Source organism: Alloacidobacterium dinghuense (assembly GCF_014274465.1).
Lineage (GTDB): Bacteria > Acidobacteriota > Terriglobia > Terriglobales > Acidobacteriaceae > Alloacidobacterium > Alloacidobacterium dinghuense.
The window spans coordinates 95,921-115,709 of the sequence record NZ_CP060394.1 but is presented as its reverse complement, the minus strand read 5'-3'; the positions used below and the strand labels follow the sequence as shown (position 1 = coordinate 115,709).

Here is a 19,789-nt window from a genome sequence, read left to right as displayed (position 1 = left end):
ACTGGATAAAAGTGAACGGAAGGGCGCGCCTGATAGCGCGCCCTTTCCACTTATATGCGAATAAACTTCAATTTTTCTAAGAGCTTGGCTGCCCGCTGCCCCTTCCAGGGATATGTCAATATTCCACTTTGAAGGTATCAAGCGTTGGCAAGAGGCAAGGATGAAGCTCTGTAATGAAATGCCCTGATTCGACGCTGGGGTTGGCATTGGCTACTGCGTTCGCTTCTTCGGCGTTTGGCGCCTCCAGAATGACCATGGCGACAAGTTCGCCGCCGTCTGTAATTGGTCCCGCGAAGAGAATCCGTCGGGCTTCCGTTTCACGACGAAGAAAAGCGAGATACCGCGGCATTAGGTCTTCATTGCCCTCAGTAATGTTCCATCGTGGACCCTTTTTTAGCAGACAAAGAAAATACGGCTTGAGGTTGCGCGGAATATCGGGGCGCCTTGGAGTGGATGAAGGCATGCTTTCATTATGGCGGATACCTGAACGGCTCTCCGCTACCGCTTCTTTTCACACAATTTCCGATAAGAATGAGGCAAGCTACTGAGGGCGATGAAAACTAGGCTCGCAAATTGGTCTACTCGCCGAAATTTGGCGTGGCAGTGGGCGCTGTCGGTGTGCGTTCTCTGCCTGCTCACTCCTTGTGCGCCTGCTGAGTCTGGTGCGGACGAAAGACTCCAAACAGTGCACACGATCTATGTGGATTCGTTTGGCGCGGGCGCCAATGCGCAGGCTGCTCGCAAGCGTGTGGTGGACAGGCTCGAGAAAGGCGGCATCCATGTCAGCGATAAGTCGGATGGCGCCGACGCCCTTCTGCACGGCAACGCCGTGATCTGGATGACGGGAACGATTTCAAACAATCTCCGTTCGAACAGCTCCAGGCAGACGATGTATCAGGGATATTTGTCAGTCGAGCTCACGGACTCAGCGAAGCGGACATTGTGGTCGTATCTGGCGACTCCGGGGCGATTTCGTACTTCGAACATTGTTGATGACCTAGCCGATCAGGTTGTCGCACGGCTTGAGCGGGAAATGAAGACAGGCATGGCGATCGCTTCGTTGCCTGCTAAGGCCACACCTGAACCCGGAGTTGCTCTGCACGGAGGTGGATCTACATTTCCGGCGCCTATCTATCTGAAGTGGTTCGAGTCCTTTCAACAAACGGCGGGCGGATTTCCGATTTCTTACGACACGATTGGCTCCGAGGCTGGATTAGAACGCTTACGCAATGGAAATCTCGATTTCGCGGCTTCAGACATCCGACCGGTTGAAAGTGCTCAGTCGGAGACCACTTATTTTCCTACCGTGGTCGGTGGAATCGTTCCTATCTATAACCTGCCGGATGCCGGCCACACACTCAATCTGACTCCCCAGGTACTGGCGGATATCTATATAGGTGTCATTCGCAAATGGAATGATCCGCGGATTCGCGAATCCAATAGTGGCGCACGTTTGCCGGATGCTGACATTGCCGTTGTGCACCGTTCTGACGGCAGTGGCACAACCTATGCGTGGACGAGTTACTTAGCGTCGGTAAGTCCTGGCTGGAAGAGCAAGGTGGGCGAGGGCGCCCGCGTCAAATGGCCCGTGGGCAGCGGAGTAGAGGGAAATGAAGGTGTGGCAGAGATGGTGGCGAAGACGCCGAATTCCATTGGATACGTTGAGATGACGTATGCCATCCAGCACCGGCTCAACTATGCCGCAGTGCGCAATCCCGCGGGACGGTTCATCAAGGCCGATCTAGCTAGTATCACAGCGGCTGCGGCGAAGTCGCATGTTACAGCAGAGAACCTTCGCCCTTCCCTTCTCGATTCCGAGGAGAAAGATGCCTACCCCATCAGTTCCTTTACGTGGATTGTAGTGCCGAAAACCGAAAGCGACGCACAGAAACGGGCCGCCATTGCCGGATTTCTGCGATGGATGTTGAGCATAGGACAGAAACAGTGCTCGTCGCTCGGATATGTGCCTCTGCCGCGTGAGGTGGTGGCTCAGGAATTGCAAGCCGTTGACGCTCTGAAATAACGTCAGTTGTTCTGCTCAACAAGGTGATCGCCGGAAAACTTCGGAATGCCGAAATGACCGCGCAGATGCAGCAGGTCAAGCGGACTAAGTGTGCCATTGATAGCAATCAGGTTGATACTGGTTGGGCTGGCCAACATTACTACCGCGCCTTCGACGTTGGTATGTTCGAAACGTATCCACACGTCAGTTCGCCCCAGATTACTCCGATCATGAACGGACTGCGCGGTTACCAGGTGCTTCCAACCGCGATCATGGTACTGCTGACGGACGGCTTCAAGGTTGCCGGGATCGTAGAGTCCCGGCAACGAAAACTTGTAGCAGTGCACTGAGATGCCGTTGAGTTTGGCAACAACGCGGCGCGTATTTTCATCGTCGATGAAGTTGTTGGCCAGAGCCAACATCGTGCGGTCAAAGGTGAAGTCAGTCCGGAAGGACGCACGCTGACCGACGGCATCCATGTTGTGGGGGATCCAATCGTCACTTTGCTGCGCACGGGCAGAGATGCAGGTGACGGTGAACGTAAGCACAAAAAGGGCGCAACTGAAGCGACGGGGAAACATAGACTACTTTTGATCAAACTCTGTTTTGAGAGAAAAGTCTTTGCTAATTCGAAATATTTCTTATGGAAGCCACAATACCGTCGGAATATTGACAGGGACCATGCACATCATTCGATAAACTATCTTTTAAGCGGTTTGCAGTGGTTATGAGTGAACGCCTCTATTATTCCGATTCTTTTCTGACAAACTTCTCCGCCCGCGTGGCAGATATCCGCGAGCTTTCCCGGACAGGAGGACAGTCTGTGTGGCAAGTGGCTCTGGATCGCACGGCCTTCTATCCGACCAGTGGTGGTCAGCCACACGATCAGGGAATGATTAGAGCGACTTCGCGCAACGGAGCAGCCTTAGAGATTCCGGTTATCGCGGTCGAAGAGGATGAGCAGGGCGGAGTTTGGCACCAGACATTGAAGCCGCTACTTGCCGGGACAGAGATTCAGGGGGAGGTTGACTGGGCCAGGCGCTTTGATCACATGCAGCAGCACTCGGGACAGCATCTGTTGTCGGCAATCTTTGCACGGGAAATGCAAGCGACCACTGCATCGTTCCATCTGGGCGAAGCATCATCGACGATTGATCTAGCGGTAGAAACGCTAGCCCATCACAGTCTCGAGCGCGTCGAGCGCATTGCAAACGAAGTAATTGGAGAAGATCGCGCTGTCACGATCTGGAACGTCGATCGTAGTGAAGCCGAGGCAATGCTGGCTGCAGGAAAGCTGCGTAAACTTCCTGAGCGCGGCGGGACAATCCGTCTGGTTGAGATCGCCGATTGCGATTTGAACGCGTGCGGAGGAACCCATGTGCGATCAACCGGGCAGATTGGCGGACTGCTAATTCGCAGTATCGAGCGTGTCCGGCAGAGCATTCGGGTAGAGTTTGTCTGCGGACTGCGCGCAGTGGTTGCGGCGCACCAGGACTTTTCGGTTCTTACACGCAGTGCAGCTTTGCTTTCAATGCCGCGCACGGAAGTCCCGTCAGGAATTGAACGGCTTGTTGCCGATGCGAAGTCGAACGCAAAAGAACTGCATAAGCTCCGCGAAGAGCTGGCGACTTATCATGCGATCCGGCTGGCAGTGGAAGACCAGATTGTGGACCGTCTACGGTTGGTCCGTAGGACGTTTGCCGAGCGCGATGCTGAATATGTGAAGCTGCTGGCCTCACGTCTTGTTGCTAGCGTTCCGCAGACTGTCGCTCTGCTGGTATCTGCGCACCAGGAGCCCTCGCTTTTGGTGCTGGCGCGCAGTGGCGATCTGGACTTTCACGCCGGAAATCTGCTGAAAGAAGCGCTCGTTAGCTTGGGTCTGCGTGGCGGCGGCTCACCTGATCTTGCGCAGGCACATGTGCCACATTTGCAGACCGCGAACTTGTTGGAAGCACTTGCCGCCATGGTGATCGATCGGGTCCATTCATCTGCAGTCAAGTGACAGGATTTACGCGAGCCGCCTGTAAATAGAGTCCGTCTGCGGCTTTGCGAATCAGCATAGCACTGTTAAACTGGAAGGAGTGGTTCCCTCCTGAAAAAGGGGCTATAGCTCAGCTGGGAGAGCGCCTCGTTCGCAACGAGGAGGTCGTCGGTTCGAGCCCGACTAGCTCCACCATAAACACCACTCGATTTTCAGCGGTTTTTCGTCTCAAAGACAATTACGAGAATATAGATTTTCCGCCGTGAGCATCAGCGTGAAAACTTATCAGTCTACAGCCTGCGCGTACAACTACGACCCAGATGATTTCCGAAACAGTAGCGTCGGCTTCAGCGATTCCTAACCCTCGGGCCAACTCATCATCTGCCAGATCCCAATATTCTCGACCTTGTTTATCTCGTGTTCCCGCTCGAGGAGATATTCTCCGGTTGGTATATTTCTGCCGTCGATACTCTGCACATAATTTACGGACGCCGACTTGAATGCCATGCACGGAAGGCCGGCGTGCCGGTTCTGCAGCTCAAAGCGGAAGGAAATGCTATAGACGACATCAAACGTTTCTGATGCATTGCACAATCCGGTCAGCTTAGCCTGCCCTTCGTGTAGTTCTTCCATTTTCTTCATTTCTTTTCCTTCACACTTTGGCGGGAGCGACCCAACTCAGAGGTTGCCAAGTGAAAGGATGATTTCACCGAAATGACTAAAGACAAGACTATCTTTTGGCTAATACGTGTTCTTCAGTCACCATCGCGGGCGACTGCATGGAACAAACATGTTGTTGCACACCGAATGCGCTGTCGTCATGGCAAGTCCGCAAAGACAAAACGTCTCAGTTAGGCTACTCCGCCAGAAGCGGTTCACACATGAACAATAGGCTAGGGCCTTGGGAACGAATGTATTGGGATTTATACTTTTGGCGGAGCCGCTCCAACGCGGTCGTGCGTTGGAAAATATCGCGGCGCTCCTCTCCCTTGAGACCAAACATATTGCGGTAAAGGTTCTCCGTCCCCGGCGTTGTTACTCCATCCGCATCAAAAATTAAACTCATTTCCTGGGCATGGTGCATGGCCTGCACCGCCAGAAGCTTGATTGCATCCGGATGAGGCTTTTGAATCGATCCGTCCAACGAAGAGATGCGGTGTGTTGACATCCAGTAATAGCAACAGTTGCTGTCCCAGATGTAGGCAATCGCGGCATCGTAAGTGGCCAAAGAATCGTTCCCCGCCCCATTTCCAAAATGCTTTGGCTTGGCGGCAATGGCACGTGCCTGTCCACGGGAAACGGCCTCGTCAATCAGGCGCCTCATAACATCCAGAGGCGAATAGCTCTTTTTCCCTCTAGCTTTCAAATTTGTTTCTAAGAAGCGGACGAATTCTGTACCGCTAATATCCACGCAATCTAATTCCTTGCATGCTCGTTTAATGTGTCCGTTATGTTTACTTTTTCGGGTATTCATTACATCGACATCTGTAGGGTGTCGCACATATGTGATCTGAGTCGTGTGCTTGAATCCTGCATTCATAAAAGCGTTCTTGACGAGGTCCGCATAGCTTGCATTCGGATTACAAACGAAATCAATCGAAGCCCATCGGGGCAATTGCTGCAGCAACAGATGGAGTACTTCGGCTTGTTCTTTGCGACTTAATCGCTCGTCAACGACCGGCCCACCGATGTGCGACCAATGAGGGTCGCGGGCATGAAAAAGACCGATCAGGCTTCTCGACAAGATATAGGGTAGTTTTCCAATGATGGTGTCGCCATCGAAGACCCTCAGTTCGCGATAATGCGCGGATCCGCGCGCGATGTTAATCCACCAGTCCTGGTTGAAGATGGGGAGATCAGATTGGTCGATGCCTGCAACCTGTTCCTGTTTGGAATCGATATTCATTGACGCTTTTGAGTGCTCAAATCATAGGTGAGTTGGCTGTTGCATGAAATATCGTAGTCAATTGTATCCTGCATGGCTTTGCAGCCAAATGTCCGGAACAATCAGGGGCGGAAAGTGCTTTCCACTGAGGCTTCACGTCCGGGATAGTGGGAAGCCACGTCTCGTGCGCAACCGGTGAGACGACCATGGATATCAAGTATCAAGACAGATTTATCTTTTCTTAATAATGACTTACAACGAATACTCGGTTGGGCGGACCCAGTTCGCCAGACCCCTGAGAATTTATTTTGCCTCGTTCAGGCTTGTTTTGACGATCGACGCTTTATGCTCTTTCTGGTCATCGTCAAGGATATAGAGTTTGCGTCCGTCGATTGCATATTTCAACTCAGCGCCGACAGTTACGTTCGCCGGCTTTGACCATGGGAAGAGCAATTTCTCGCGTGCGATATAAGTTTTGCCCGCACCCTGAATCGTGTAAACCTCATAGGTATCGATGTTGTCAGCTGTCGTCGCTGTTGTGTTCTGCGAATAATCCGTCTTGCCGTCACTCTTGTTTTTTGCCTGGCCATCCGTCGTGTAGGTCGTCGTGCTCTCCTCTTTGACCTTTTGCTGCTCCGTATCGAGCAATTTTCCACTTTGCCATTGACGGGTCGCTCCGTATGCCAAATTACTGCAAGCAAGAACTACGACGAGTAATCCGAACGCGAAAGATTGTCGCCTCATATCGCCTCCAGAGGGCTTACAGCTTGAAATGGGATCCGGGGAGATCCAATAGTGACTTCACTGAAATCAGCGCGTTTTGATCATCCTATTGACAATGAATGTTGGCAAGACTCTTTCGAGGGATGAAGATCAATCGGGTTATGCAGGCATTAAGCTACCCGGTTACATTTACTGCACATAGATGGAGTATTCTGGCATGCGTGCGGGCAGAGTCCTTTCAAACCCCGCGACGAGGAGCGGTAATGAGTTATCTGTCGAAGGCGATGCTGTTGGCAACTGTAGCGGCGTGGACCGTTGTTCCGGTACTAGCGCAGAAAACTCCCAAGCAGGTGAAGGTTGATCTGAAGACTGCGGATGGAAAAGACGCGGGCACGGCTGTGCTGTCGCAGAAAAAGTCCGGCGTAGAGATCAAGGTTGCCTTGGAGAATCTCCCGCCAGGCGAGCATGCGATTCATATTCATCAGACTGCGAAGTGCGATCCACCTGATTTCAAGTCGGCTGGCGGACATTTCAATCCTGCGGGCAAGAAGCATGGCATCAAGAATCCAGAAGGGCATCACAATGGAGACTTGCCCCTTAACTTGACGGCTGGCGCCGATGGCAAGGTGAAAAAGAGCTTTCTGGCGTCGGACGTCACCCTGGAACCAAATGCGTCGAATTCTGTATTTGCCAATGGCGGAACTTCGCTTGTCGTTCACGAGAAAGCTGACGACATGATGTCTGATCCAGCTGGGAATGCAGGGGCCAGGATTGCATGTGGCGTGATCACACCACCTTCGATGTAAGTCTATTCAGAGACTAATCAAAAACGTGGATCCCCGCCTGGCTTGGCTGGCGGGGACCCTTTTTTGCGGTTCTCTGAATATCTCAGCGGTGACCCAGCTCTTTGGACATGTTGATGAAGTGAGCTGGCTTTGTGAAGTGCTGGCCGGCTTCAACGGCAACTTGTTCGGTACCGGTGACCTGATAGCCGAATTTCTGATAGATCGCCCGCAGCTCTTCGCGTAGGTTGACAATACGAAGGTCCATGAACCGGCAGCCGGACTCGCGGGCGAATTCTTCTGCTGCCGTCGTCAATCTGGTACCGATGCCTGAGCGTTGACGGGCCTGATTCGTTGACAACAAGCCCAGATAGGCGCGTTCTCCGCGCAATTCTACGTAAACACTCCCCTGAATGACGCCATCTTCTTGGAACAACATGAAGCGGCCCTTTTCATAAAGGCGCGATACTTCTTCAAGAGTGATGCGGTCGCCCGCCTTGAAGAAAAGCTCGACAGAAAATGCCTGATTGATAAGCTGCGCGATAGCCGGCAGATCAGCTGCATTGGCAAAACGAAGTTCCATGCATTGAGTATCGCAAAATGCGTAGTTATGCAGGATTGATTGGTTTAGCATCATGATCAACCCGGCAGACCGCGAGGCGTGACAGTGGGAACCTTCTTGCAGGATTTGCGATTTGCAGCACGGCAATTGTGGAAACATCCGACATTTACCATAACTGCGATTTTGACGCTCGCGCTGGGAATTGGTGCGAACACGGCGATTTTTACTGTCGTTCAGTCGATTCTGCTGGCGCCTTTGCCGTATGTGGATCCCAGCCGAATCGTGGCGCTGGACACCAATTGGACAGACAGCGGACACGTAAGCCGCCGCGTGACTGGGCCGGACGCTGCCGATGTGCGCTCGCAAGCGCACAGTCTGGAAGCTCTGAGCATGTATGAAGGTGGCGACATGGGCGTGACGTTAAAGGATCACGCGGTATTTAGCCGTGTCGCTGGAGTCGATGTGAATTTTGAACGGGTCTTTGGACTGACTCCTATTGCTGGACGGCTCTTCAGCGATAGCGAAGCGCATCATGCGGCGCTGGTGAGCGATCGGTTCGCGCGCGACAACTTCGGCAGCGCCGAGGCGGCTCTGGGACAGACGCTTCGCATCGAAAATGAGACGCTGCAGATTACCGGCGTTATTCCTGGAAGCTTTGACTTTCCAGAGAAGACTCAGGTCTGGTTTGCACTTCCGCTGCAGCCCGAGTCGACGGAGCGGACAGCTTTCAATTACAAGGCAATCGGGAAGTTGCGGGCTGGAGTTTCTGTAGACGCGGCGCGCTCGGAGTTGGGAGCGATTTCGCAGCGGCTGCAGGCGGCATATCCGGATGCAAACAAGAACAAGCAGATGATGGTTGTGCCGCTGCAGGAGGAACTGACAGGCAAGGCACGTCCCATGCTGCTGCTTTTGTTTGCAGCGGTAGGGATGATTCTGCTGATTGCTTGCGTCAACGTGACGCATCTTGAACTGGCGCGGTCGATTGAGCGGCAGCGTGAGCTGGCGGTGCGTACAGCGCTGGGGTCGTCGCGCTGGCAACTGCGGCGGCTGGTGATGGCTGAAAGCCTGTTGATTTCGCTGGCGGGAGCGGCGTTGGGGATTGCCCTGGCGGTTCCCGCAGTGCGGACCTTGGTGGCCATGGCTCCGGTGGGTCTGCCGCGCGCGATGGAGATCCATCTGAATGGCTGGGTGCTGGCGTTTACGCTGGGGCTTTCCCTGCTGACTACGGTTGCGGCCTCGTTGGTGCCGGCGCGGAAGGCAGCAAAGGTCGATCCATCGGAAGCCTTGAAGCAGGACAGCTCGCGTGGTCTCGCCGGACGCAGTGCTTCGGCTCTGCGGAGTGGACTGGTGGTGGCGGAAGTGGCGGCTACGTTTGTGCTGGCGGTAGGCGCGGGGCTTTTGCTGCGGACGCTGGTCACACTTACTGCGCGTGATATGGGCTACCAGACAGGGCGCATGCTGGTGGTGGATGCAGACGCTCCAGCGCACACTGTGGACGAGGCGCAGCGTGTTTTGCAGCAGTATGATCAACTGTTTGGCCAACTGGCGGCGTTACCTGGGGTAAAGCGCGCCGCTGGCATTATGGGGTTGCCAACGGGAAGTCATGGGTCGAATGGCTACTACACGGTCACAGGTAAAGGGCCCATGGACGTTAATCATTCTCCATACGCGGATTTCAGCGTTGCGAGCCCGGGGTATTTCCAGACAATGGGGATTCCGCTGAAGCTGGGGCGCGATTTCAACGCACAGGACAATTACAGCGGCCAGTTTGTCGCCGTGATCAGCGAGTCGCTGGCGCGACAGAGTTTTGGCGACGCTAATCCGATCGGCAAGCAGATTCAGTGCGGGCTCGATTCCGACAAGTGGATGACGATTGTTGGAGTTGTCGGAGATGTGCGGCAGGATTCGCCTGCGGCTAATCCGGGACCGACTCTCTACATGCCGATGAAGCAGCATCCGTTTTACGCCACCGAGATCCATATCGTGCTCAGGACGAAGGTAGCGCCACTGACGCTGATGAATGCAGTGCAATCTGAGATTATGCGGACCAATTCGCAGATTGCGACGAAGTTCACCACCATGGACACGATGGTGGGCGAATCGATTTCTGCGGAGCGCTTTCGGTCGGTTCTGATCTCCTCATTTGCTGGCCTCGGGCTGCTGCTGGCCATGCTCGGCGTTTACGGGATGATGGCCTATTCCGTTGCCCAACGCACATTCGAGATCGGTGTTCGCATGGCCTTCGGCGCGGAACGGAACGCAATTCTGCGCATGATTCTGTCTCATACGGCGAGGCTCGCTTGCTGGGGAATCGTGCTTGGCATGGTTGCGAGCTTTGCGATGACGCGCCTGATTACGAGCATGCTGGTCGGTGTCAGCGCAGCTGATCCTCTGAGCTTGTTACTGGCGACTGTGTTGCTGTTGATTACGGCTGCGGTTGCGGCGCTGGCTCCCGCTTGGAGAGCGGCTCAGGTGGATCCCATGGTCGCGCTTCGGGCTGAGTAGTGTTTAAGGCTAAAGCGTCAGGCTTTCCTGTAGACCAAAAGACCTTGAAATCTGCGTATTACGGGATGTCACACCACGAAAACCGGTAGAATATCAGGGAATGTCTCAATTTCCGATCCGCAGCAGCTCCCCTGTAAAACTGATTGCCATTGATATCGACGGAACGCTTCTGCCTTCGACGGGCACCATTATCAGTGAGCGCAATCGGCTTGCCCTGCGTCAGGCTCAAAAGGCGGGTGTGGACATTGTGATTGCGACCGGGCGGAGACAGGCGTATGCGGCTCCCCTGATTCAGCCGATCGGGCTGAATCAGGAGACGGTGCTGATCACCTCGAACGGTACCATTATGCGAACTCTAGGCGGGGAGAGGATGGAGCGGGCTTTTCTTCCTTTGGAGACGGCGCGGGGGCTTTGCGGCGTTTTGCGGCAATTTGGCGGGACGACTGTTTTCACGTTTGACCGCGACGGCAAAGGTGAGCTGGTGATTGAGTCGCTGGAACAGCTGCACGCACGGATTGCGCTATGGGTGGAGGCGAACAGGCCGTGGCTTGAGGAAGTTCGGCCGCTGGAGGGGGCCTTTGATGCAGGAGAGTCTCCGGTGCAGGGTATGATCTGCGGCACGCTCGAGGAGATGGATCAGGCGGAGGAATGGCTAGCGGCGAGTCCTTTTGCCGAAAGGGTCGAGATGCACCAGACGCGCTATCCGGCAAGGAACTTGAGCATCCTTGATATCTTGCCGCCAGGGTGCTCGAAAGGGGTGGCCCTCCAAAGACTGTCAGCGCGGCGTGGGCTGCGGCGGGAAGAGGTTATGGCCGTTGGCGATAACTACAACGACCTGGAAATGCTGAAATTTTCCGGACACCCCGTGCTGATGGGGAATGCCTCGTCCGAACTGCTGGCTGAAGGACGGGACTGGGGTTGGCATGTGGCTCCCACCAACGACGAGGACGGTGTGGCGCAGGTGATCGAGGACATTCTTTGCAGTCAATTTGCGATGGGTTGCGATGTGAGCATGGTAGAGTGAGCGTGATGCAGCGGACCCGGGAGATTTTCGGCGGAATCTTGATCGGTGGTGCGTTGCTCGCATCGCATGCGCCTGCTCGCGCTGCAGAGCATGTGACGCTGAGGAACGGTTTCGATCTGATTTGCGACCATCAACAGGCGGATGGCGAACGGGTCCGGCTATTTCTTGATTCCGGCAGCACGAATTTTGTTGATGTTGACACGGGCGAGATTGTTGGCGTTGAGCATGTGGATCTGCCCAAAGCTCAGAATTCTAAGCACGCTGCAACTGCCGAAGATGAAAAGCTCACTTATCAGGCGATGCACGAGATGCTGGCGCGGGCCGGCGAAGCGCACGATCTTGATGTCGACCTACTCGCGAGCGTGGTGCGGGCTGAGAGTGGTGGTAATCCGCATGCGGTAAGCCGCACAGGGGCACAAGGGTTGATGCAGTTGATGCCGAAGACGGCTGCGGACCTCGGAGTCGACAACAGCTTTGCTCCTGGCGCCAATATCAATGGCGGAACGGCGTACCTCGATTCTTTATTGAAGAAGTATCACGACAATCTGGCGTTGGCGCTGGCAGCGTATAACGCGGGCCCGGCGGCGGTGGATCGGTGGCACGGGATTCCACCTTACAGGGAAACGCGGGCCTACGTCGCGCGGGTGATTCATGAATTCAACCGGCGCTACGCGGCTCGGATGGCAGAGCAGAAGCAGGTTGCTAGCATAAAGCCTGCGGTTGGGCGCTAAATCGTATTGACGCAGCATGCCTCTAGCCTGATTTCCTCAGGATGAGCACCTCTCGTCGTTCTAACCGCAACAAATTGTTAAGGAACAAAATCGTTTGAAGAAAAAGAACTGGATATTCTGGGCGGTGGCCCTGGCGGTGCTGATCGCGGTGGTTCTGGTAGCACGGAACCGCATTAATTTTCGTTGGGATGTTTTCCTGCATCAGCTGAAGCAGGCTGACTGGACACGGATCGGAGTAGGAATTGCTCTGATCTGGCTCGCGTACTGCCTGCGTGCGGTGCGATGGTCCATTTTCTTGAAACCCACAAAGCATGTTTCGCCTTTTGAGCTGATCGGCTCTATGGTGATTGGATTTACTGGCGTCGCGCTCTTCGGGCGCCTCGCCGACCTTGTACGGCCTTACTTGGTCTCTCGACGTACGCAGATTCCGCTGAGCGCGCAGATTGCCGTGTACACGGTCGAGCGCATGTTCGATATGGGTGCGATGGCGCTGATTTTTTCGACCGTGCTACTGTTTTCACCTGACCGGCATTCGCTGCCGCGCCCGGATCTCATCAACAAGGCAGCGCTGGGTGGATTGCTCGTGGCTGTTTTCCTGGCGTTGTTTACCGTGTTTGTGCGGGTTTCGGGCAGAGCCGTTGCGAGAGTTTTGGGTCGCGCTTTCGCCGCGCTTTCGCCGCGTTTGGGGGAGCAAATTGCGGAGAAGGTCCTGGGTTTTCGCGACGGACTCAACGCAATCGGCTCCATGGGCGATCTCCTTCTAGTGGTTGTGATTTCCCTGATTCACTGGAGCATGATTGCCTTTGCTTATCTCGAAACTGCGCGTGCGTTCGTAGCTGAACCGATCCTGGCCAACATGCATCTTGCGCAGTGCATGCTGCTGATGGCTGCGAGTATGGGCAGCTCGATTATTACGTTGCCAGTGGTGGGATGGTTTACTCAGATCGGACTGACGACGGCGGCGATGCAGGCCTTCTTCAAAGTGCCGTGGGAGCCTGCGCTGGGCTGTGGCGCAGTTTTGCTGCTGGTGACTTTTCTGAGCGTGATTCCGCTTGGACTGATCTGGGCACGGTTTGAGCATGTCTCCTTGAAAAAGGTAACGGAAGAGAGCGAACATGCAGGCGAAGAAATTGCCACGCAACATGAGCATCATCAAGTGAGTGAGTCGGCGGGCTAACGTAACGTACTTGAAAAATGCCTCAGGACTGCTAGTTTTCGCATCTCAAGAGCTATGGCAGAGGGAGAACGATCGGCATTGAAAGGCGCTTTGGCCGGATTGATCGGCGGTTTGGCCGGGGCTGGGGCGAAGCTCGTCGCTGAAGGTATCTTTCCGCCGCGCGCTGCCGGACAAACACCTCCTACCATTGTGCTGGCGGAACGCGTGGCTGGACACCCAATTGCCCCTGAAGAAAAACAGGCCGCTCTGGATAGCATCCATTGGGCTTTTGGCGCGCTGGCGGGAGCGGTATATGGGGCAATGGTCGAATACGAACCGTCCCTCGGTGCCTGGAAAGGCGCCGCCTTCGGTATCACCCTGAACAAGATCACGCATGAATCGCTGCTGCCTAAGATGGGGCTGTCTGCACCAACGGAATCGCAGCCTGCGCGGGAGCGCATCGGTGAGTGGGTTTCGCACGCGGTCTATGGGGTGGTAACAGACTCGGTGCGGCGTGCGGCACGCAAAGCGCTGTGACTCTGTCTTTCTCCGAATTGCGCGATGTGATTCCTCGGACATTTGCTGACACCGGTTCGAGTGATCGGTTGCTCTGGCTCGAGGCTGGCAGAGCAGTCAGCGTGTAATAGTTCCACTGTTAGAATCAAAGCAGACAAAATGAAGTGTCCTTACTGCGGGTTTGCGCAAGACCGTGTGGTGGACTCGCGCGAAAGTAAAGAAGCCGATTCGATTCGGCGGCGGCGCGAGTGTGAACGCTGCAACAAGCGCTTTACCACCTATGAACGCATCGACGAGATTCCTTATATGGTGGTGAAAAAGGACGGGCGTCGGGAGAAGTTTGAACGCCAGAAGGTTTTGAGCGGACTGCTCCATGCGTGCGAGAAGCGGCCCATTTCGGCGAGCAAGATGGAATCGCTGGTGGATGAGGCGGAGACATTCGTAATCGATTCGCCCGAGCGCGAGCGGACGACGACCGAGCTTGGCGAACTGTTGATGAACAAGCTCAAAGCCCTTGATACGGTGGCCTATATTCGCTTCGCCAGTGTGTACCGAGACTTTAAGGATGTTCGCGAATTCAAGGAAGAGTTAGAGCAGTTACTGAGCGGGAAGGAGCAGGGGAAGAAGAACAAGTCGGCGAGCTAACAAGTCTTGTTCTTTGCCACGACCTTCTGCCTTAACGATTTTGAAAGATTATGACTGAGAAAAAAGCACACAAAGTAACGTTGATTCCCGGAGACGGCATTGGGCCGGAGGTAACCGAAGCGGTGGTCCGCATTCTGGAAACTACGGGGATAAAGTTCGAATGGGAACGCTTTGCCGCAGGAGCGGAAGCGTTTGAGAAACACAAGGAATATATTCCGAAGGAATTGTATGAATCGATTGAGCGCAACAAGCTTGCCCTAAAGGGTCCAGTCACGACCCCGGTTGGAGGCGGCTTTCCTTCCATCAACGTGACGCTGCGGAAGAAGTTCGAACTCTATGCGAACTTCCGGCCGATCAAGAACCTGCCCGGTCTGGAGACGCGCTACCCGAATGTCGATTTGGTGATTATTCGCGAAAACACCGAAGATCTTTACGTTGGTCTTGAGCATGAAGTGGTGCCGGGCGTGGTTGAATCGTTGAAGGTGATTACGGCCAAGGCCTCGACGCGCATTGCGCAGTTTGCCTTCGACTACGCGCGTAAAGCGAATCGCAAGAAAATTCACGCGATTCACAAGGCCAACATCATGAAGCTCTCCGATGGCCTGTTTCTAAAGTGCGCGCGCGAGGTCGCCAAGGGCTTTCCCGAGATCACCTACGGCGAGCACATCGTGGACAACACCTGCATGCAGCTGGTGATGAATCCCTACCAATACGACATGCTTCTGCTTGGAAACCTCTACGGTGATATTGTCAGCGACCTGTGCGCCGCCTTTGTTGGCGGCCTGGGGCTGGTTCCGGGGGCGAACCTTGGGGTCGAGACTGCGATCTTTGAGGCCGTACACGGGTCTGCCCCGGACATCGCGGGAAAGGACATTGCCAACCCGACGGCGCTCTTACAGTCGGCGGTTCTCATGCTGCGGCATATCGATGAAGAAGAGGCTGCCGATAAGGTGCAGGAGGCTTTGGAAAAGGTCTACACCGAGAAGAAGACGCTCACGCGCGATGTGGGCGGGTCCAGTGGCACGAAGGCATTCGCTGATGCTGTAGTGAAGGCCATCGAAGAAGCAGCATAAGTCCCAGCCCAAGCACTTTTCTCACAAATGCGGAGTTCAATGAAATGAAATATGCGAAAGGTGCAGCGGCGGGCGTATGCCTTCTGCTGCTTGCCACAGCAGGCTGCAAGAAGCCTGCGGACCAGTCAGAAAAGACGGGTACCTACACGCAGATCGACTGGAACACCGCGGGAACGATCAGCGGAACGATTCATCTCTCCGGGAAAATGCCTGCTCCGGTGCAGATCGACATGGCGCAGGACCCAGCCTGCAACCTTGGCCCGACCAACTTCACAGAGCAATATGTGGGCAAGAATGGCAACCTGCAGAATGTCTTTGTCTACGTAAAGGATGGGCTGGGAACCAGGATTTACCCCGCACCTTCGACGCCCGTGGTGATCGATCAAAAGGGATGCCGCTATACGCCCCACGTTGTGGGTGCGATGGTCGGGCAATCGATCAGCTTCACGAACAGCGATCCGACGATGCATAACATCCATATGCTGCCAACTGTTGGCGGTAATCAAACGGTTGATATCTCACAGCCACCGAACGGCGGCGCCGAATCGCGTGTCTTCAGCCAGCCGGAGTTGATGATTCCGGTGCGCTGTAATAACCATCCCTGGATGCAGGCCTTCATCAACGTGGTGGCAAACCCGTTCTTCTCGGTCAGCGATGCGGATGGCCACTTCGAAATCAAGGGATTGCCGCCCGGGACTTATACCGTTGTGGCGGATCATGAAGTTCTGGGTGAGCAGCCAACGACTGTGACGGTCACTTCGAAGCAAACCGCGTCGCTGGACTTCAGCTTTGCAGCGAAGTAACTTGCACTTTTGCTTGGCTGCGATGGTTCCGCAGTTAGGAACGGGGTTCAACTGCGTGCCGCAAACAGTTACACTGTTCAGTACAGCGAACAGTCCATTGCGCAAGCGTTTTTTGGACATTTGGTGTACATCCTCGCTGGCGGAAAGAGGCACATGCGGCGGCAGAAAATCGGCATTCTTGGCGCGACCGGGATGGTCGGCCAGCGTTTCATTCAGCTCCTTGAGCATCATCCGTGGTTCGAAATAGCGTGGCTTGCGGCCAGCGACAAGTCGAGCGGCAAGAGCTATGGCGATGCCGTGAAATGGAAGCTCGACACCACGCTGCCTGCGCACATTGCGAAGATGCCGGTGTCACCCGCGACACCTGAAGGTGCTCCCAAAGTTGTTTTTGCCGCACTCGATTCGGATATTGCCCGAGATCTGGAACCGAAGTTTGCTGCCGCCGGCTGCGCTGTTATCTCCAACTCCAGCGCCTTCCGCATGCAGGAAGATGTGCCGCTCGTGATTCCCGAGGTAAACGCCGATCATCTGCCACTGCTCGAAAATCAGAGCTGGCGCAAACAGTCGGGTGGATACATCGTTACGAATCCAAACTGCTCTGCGATCGGCCTCGTACTGGCGCTGAAGCCGCTTGAGGAGCGCTTCGGCATCGAATCGATCTTCGTCAGCACCATGCAGGCGGTGAGCGGCGCGGGCTATCCGGGCGTAGCTTCGCTTGATATTCTCGGCAACGTCGTTCCCTACATCAAGAGCGAAGAAGAGAAGATGCAGGAAGAAACGCTAAAGCTGCTGGGTTCGCTTAAGGGGAGCCGGATCGAATCCCTGGCTGCAAAAATCTCAGCGCATTGCAATCGCGTTCCTGTCGAAGATGGTCACACGGAAAGCGTTAGCGTCAAGCTGCGCAAGCCTGCGACGAGGGAAGAGATTCTGGCTGCATGGGGCGACTTCAAGCCTCTTGCTGGGCAGAACTTGCCTACTGCTCCGGCACAGCCGATTGAATTCGTCTCAGCGGATGATCGTCCGCAGCCGCGCCTCGACCGGATGCGCGGCAACGGCATGGCTTCGACGGTTGGAAGGTTACGACCTTGTCCACTGCTGGACTGGAAGTTCACGGTGCTCTCGCACAATACGATTCGCGGAGCGGCCGGAGCCGCACTGCTGAATGCAGAGTTGCTCGTGTCGCTTGGGAAGCTAGATCCGGTGGCGGTCACGGCATGAAGAAACTCGTTGTGATGAAGTTCGGCGGCACCTCCGTCGAAGATTCAGTGGCCATCCACCGGACGGCTGGAATCGTTGCTGGCAAGCGTAAGAAGGGCTTACAGCCTATCGTCGTGGTCAGCGCAATGGCCAAGGTCACCGATCAGTTGTTGGCCGCTGCCAGCGCAGCTTCACGGGGTGATCGCAGCGGTGCGCTGGCAATCACGGCGCGTCTTCGCAGCCGTCACAAGGAAGTTGCCTGCCGCCTCACGGCACAAGCACGCGGCGAAGATGCTTCGCAATGCACCAACCTTACTGGCGCCGCGTACGCTGCAACGCAAACGTGGATTGACATTGAATTCGACGCGGTCGATGAGATTTTGCGGGGCCTGGCGGCTGTCGGTGAGTTAACGCCGCGCATCAGCGACATGATTGTCTCCTATGGCGAGCGGCTTTCAAGTCGCATGATTGCCGAAGCTTTTGCTGCGCGCGGGCTGGATGGGGTTCATGTCGATTCGCGTGTCTGTATCATCACCGACGCGCAGCACGGCAAGGCGATTCCGCAGGACGCCTTAATTGAAGAACGCCTGAAGGAGCACGTGCTTCCGCTGGCTGCGGAGAGCAAGACCGTGGTGATGGGCGGCTTCATCGGCTCGACAGAAAAAGGCGTAACGACGACGCTCGGGCGCGGCGGATCAGACTTTACAGCCGCACTTGTTGGCGGTGGGTTGCATGCCGAGGCCATCGAAATCTGGACCGATGTGAATGGCATTATGACCGCTGACCCGCGTGCCTGCCCGGATGCTCTGCGGGTAAAGACGATCAGCTTTGAAGAAGCGGCGGAGTTGGCTTACTTCGGCGCAAAGGTGCTTCATCCGGCTACGATCCTCCCAGCGGTCCAGAAAAATATTCCGGTGCTGGTACTGAACTCGCGCAATCCGGAAAATGAGGGGACACGCATCATTTCGCTTGCGCCACATTGCAATAGTCCCTTCAAATCGATCGCAGTCAAGAAGCGGCTGACTATTATCGACGTGGTTGCGAGCCGCATGTTGATGTCGCATGGGTATTTAAAGGCGATCTTCGATGTCTTCGATAAGCACAAGTGCCCGGTCGATATGGTTTCTACTTCTGAGGTGAGCGTTTCGCTTACGGTCGATACCAACGAGAAAATTCCGGAGATTGCTGCCGATTTGAGCAGACTGGCCGATGTGAAATACGAAGGCCGCAAGGCGCTGGTCTGTATGGTGGGTGAGAATATCCGCGGGCAAAACGGAATTGCAGGGCGCGTCTTCGGGGCGATTCACCACATCAACATTCGGATGATCTCGCAGGGAGCGTCAGAAATTAACATGAGCTTCATGATCGACGAAGACGATGCAGACGAGGCAGTACGCTCGCTCCATGCTGAGTTCTTCGAGAATCCTGACCCTGAGATTTTCGACGTTGAGGCCCGCAAGAGCGCGACGGCCGAAACGACTGCAGGACGGGCGTGAGGTAAGTCCATGCTTTTTCTTGTGCTGGGTCGGGGAAAGACGGGCCGCGTCATCGCCGATGTCGCGCGTGAGCACGGCCACGGAGTGCAGGTTCTTGGCGAAGAAGAAAATCGCAACGCCATGGCGTTGACACCGCCCTTTCTTACCGGCTTCGACGCGGTGATCGACTTTACGACGCCGGAAGCTGCAGTTTCCAATATGCGGGCGTGCCTGGCGAATGGCGCGCGCATGGTGGTTGGAACGACCGGCTGGTACGATCACCTGGACGATATGCGCTCGCTGGCGGCGCGCAAGGACGCAGGATTTCTTTATGGTGCAAATTTCTCCATCGGCGTGCAGGCCTTCTACCGGCTGGCGCGTGAACTGGCAGTGGCCGTTCCTTCATATCGATTCAGAATTCTCGAGACTCACCACGCTGGCAAGAAAGACGCGCCGTCGGGAACCGCGCTCTCGATTCGTCAGGCGGTGCAAACAGCGAATCCTGCGCTCAATGTCGAGATCGATTCGCAACGGGTGGGGGATGTTGCCGGTATCCATATTCTCGAAGCGCGTTCCGAGAATGAGTTGATCGAATTGAAACACGAGGCCTTCTCGCGACGAGCCTTTGCTGAGGGCGCTGTTCGTGCTGCTGAATGGATCGCTGGCAAAATCGGCGCCTGGAACTTCAGTGAAATCGCAAGTCAGCTGTAGCGATTCGCTTTCAACTCA

General features: G+C 55.2%; 20 protein-coding genes and 1 tRNA gene. 15 read left to right on the top strand and 6 right to left on the bottom strand.

Annotated elements, in window-relative coordinates:
- Positions 1–115 precede the first annotated feature (115 nt).
- Positions 116–463, bottom strand: coding sequence for a YciI family protein (locus H7849_RS00485; protein WP_186743499.1), 348 nt, complete (start codon positions 461–463; stop codon positions 116–118).
- Positions 464–553: 90 nt separating this feature from the next.
- On the opposite strand from H7849_RS00485, the gene pstS reads away from it, so the two are divergent.
- A complete protein-coding gene (pstS, locus tag H7849_RS00480; protein ID WP_186743498.1) occupies positions 554–2,023 on the top strand; it encodes a phosphate ABC transporter substrate-binding protein PstS in 1,470 nt (489 codons plus the stop codon).
- A gap of 2 nt (positions 2,024–2,025) precedes the next feature.
- Here pstS and H7849_RS00475 read toward each other — a convergent pair whose 3' ends face one another.
- A complete protein-coding gene (locus tag H7849_RS00475; protein ID WP_186743497.1) occupies positions 2,026–2,583 on the bottom strand; it encodes a hypothetical protein in 558 nt (185 codons plus the stop codon).
- Between the two features lie 146 nt (positions 2,584–2,729).
- Between H7849_RS00475 and H7849_RS00470 the strand changes: the two genes are divergently transcribed.
- The gene (locus H7849_RS00470; RefSeq protein ID WP_251106513.1) at positions 2,730–4,004 is read left to right on the top strand and encodes an alanyl-tRNA editing protein; all 1,275 of its coding nucleotides are present in this window, start codon (positions 2,730–2,732) and stop codon (positions 4,002–4,004) included.
- Between the two features lie 98 nt (positions 4,005–4,102).
- Positions 4,103–4,178 (top strand) — tRNA-Ala (locus tag H7849_RS00465).
- Between the two features lie 162 nt (positions 4,179–4,340).
- On the opposite strand, the gene H7849_RS00460 is transcribed toward H7849_RS00465, so the two are convergent.
- The 3 genes from H7849_RS00460 to H7849_RS00450 form a co-directional block, all read right to left on the bottom strand.
- On the bottom strand, positions 4,341–4,625 hold the full coding sequence (locus tag H7849_RS00460; RefSeq protein WP_186743495.1) for a hypothetical protein: 285 nt from the start codon (positions 4,623–4,625) through the stop codon (positions 4,341–4,343).
- 214 nt (positions 4,626–4,839) lie between these two features.
- The gene (locus H7849_RS00455; RefSeq protein WP_186743494.1) at positions 4,840–5,889 is read right to left on the bottom strand and encodes a hypothetical protein; all 1,050 of its coding nucleotides are present in this window, start codon (positions 5,887–5,889) and stop codon (positions 4,840–4,842) included.
- A 282-nt stretch (positions 5,890–6,171) separates the two neighbouring features.
- Positions 6,172–6,612, bottom strand: coding sequence for a hypothetical protein (locus H7849_RS00450; RefSeq protein WP_186743493.1), 441 nt, complete (start codon positions 6,610–6,612; stop codon positions 6,172–6,174).
- Between the two features lie 242 nt (positions 6,613–6,854).
- Here H7849_RS00450 and H7849_RS00445 point away from each other — a divergent pair, with 242 nt between their 5' ends.
- Positions 6,855–7,397 carry a superoxide dismutase family protein gene (locus H7849_RS00445; protein WP_251106512.1) on the top strand — a complete coding sequence of 181 codons (543 nt, stop codon included), beginning with the start codon at positions 6,855–6,857 and terminating at the stop codon, positions 7,395–7,397.
- A gap of 82 nt (positions 7,398–7,479) precedes the next feature.
- Here H7849_RS00445 and H7849_RS00440 read toward each other — a convergent pair whose 3' ends face one another.
- Positions 7,480–7,956: a GNAT family N-acetyltransferase gene (locus H7849_RS00440; protein ID WP_186743492.1), complete on the bottom strand. Its 477-nt coding sequence runs from the start codon at positions 7,954–7,956 to the stop codon at positions 7,480–7,482.
- An 84-nt stretch (positions 7,957–8,040) separates the two neighbouring features.
- On the opposite strand from H7849_RS00440, the gene H7849_RS00435 reads away from it, so the two are divergent.
- The 11 genes from H7849_RS00435 (at position 8,041) to H7849_RS00385 (ending at position 19,771) form a co-directional block, all read left to right on the top strand.
- Positions 8,041–10,440: an ABC transporter permease gene (locus tag H7849_RS00435; RefSeq protein WP_186743491.1), complete on the top strand. Its 2,400-nt coding sequence runs from the start codon at positions 8,041–8,043 to the stop codon at positions 10,438–10,440.
- A 100-nt stretch (positions 10,441–10,540) separates the two neighbouring features.
- A complete protein-coding gene (locus tag H7849_RS00430) occupies positions 10,541–11,464 on the top strand; it encodes a Cof-type HAD-IIB family hydrolase (protein ID WP_186743490.1) in 924 nt (307 codons plus the stop codon).
- A 5-nt stretch (positions 11,465–11,469) separates the two neighbouring features.
- Positions 11,470–12,195, top strand: a complete 726-nt coding sequence (locus H7849_RS00425) for a lytic transglycosylase domain-containing protein (RefSeq protein WP_186743489.1) — start codon at positions 11,470–11,472, stop codon at positions 12,193–12,195.
- Positions 12,196–12,289: 94 nt separating this feature from the next.
- Entirely contained in the window at positions 12,290–13,372 is a 1,083-nt protein-coding gene (locus tag H7849_RS00420) for a lysylphosphatidylglycerol synthase transmembrane domain-containing protein (RefSeq protein WP_186743488.1), read from the top strand.
- Positions 13,373–13,426: 54 nt separating this feature from the next.
- Positions 13,427–13,888, top strand: a complete 462-nt coding sequence (locus H7849_RS00415) for a DUF1440 domain-containing protein (protein ID WP_186743487.1) — start codon at positions 13,427–13,429, stop codon at positions 13,886–13,888.
- A 138-nt stretch (positions 13,889–14,026) separates the two neighbouring features.
- Positions 14,027–14,512 (top strand): transcriptional regulator NrdR, encoded by a 486-nt coding sequence (gene nrdR, locus H7849_RS00410; RefSeq protein ID WP_186743486.1) that lies wholly within the window; start codon positions 14,027–14,029, stop codon positions 14,510–14,512.
- 50 nt (positions 14,513–14,562) lie between these two features.
- Entirely contained in the window at positions 14,563–15,585 is a 1,023-nt protein-coding gene (locus H7849_RS00405; protein WP_186743485.1) for an isocitrate dehydrogenase (NAD(+)), read from the top strand.
- Positions 15,586–15,629: 44 nt separating this feature from the next.
- A complete protein-coding gene (locus H7849_RS00400) occupies positions 15,630–16,388 on the top strand; it encodes a carboxypeptidase regulatory-like domain-containing protein (protein WP_186743484.1) in 759 nt (252 codons plus the stop codon).
- Between the two features lie 153 nt (positions 16,389–16,541).
- Positions 16,542–17,606, top strand: coding sequence for an aspartate-semialdehyde dehydrogenase (asd, locus tag H7849_RS00395; RefSeq protein ID WP_186743483.1), 1,065 nt, complete (start codon positions 16,542–16,544; stop codon positions 17,604–17,606).
- Complete coding sequence (gene lysC, locus H7849_RS00390; protein ID WP_186743482.1) at positions 17,603–19,081, top strand: lysine-sensitive aspartokinase 3; 1,479 nt, start codon at positions 17,603–17,605, stop codon at positions 19,079–19,081. Before asd ends, lysC begins: the two co-directional genes overlap by 4 nt.
- Before the next feature lie 9 nt (positions 19,082–19,090).
- On the top strand, positions 19,091–19,771 hold the full coding sequence (locus H7849_RS00385; RefSeq protein ID WP_186743481.1) for a 4-hydroxy-tetrahydrodipicolinate reductase: 681 nt from the start codon (positions 19,091–19,093) through the stop codon (positions 19,769–19,771).
- Positions 19,772–19,789: the final 18 nt, after the last annotated feature.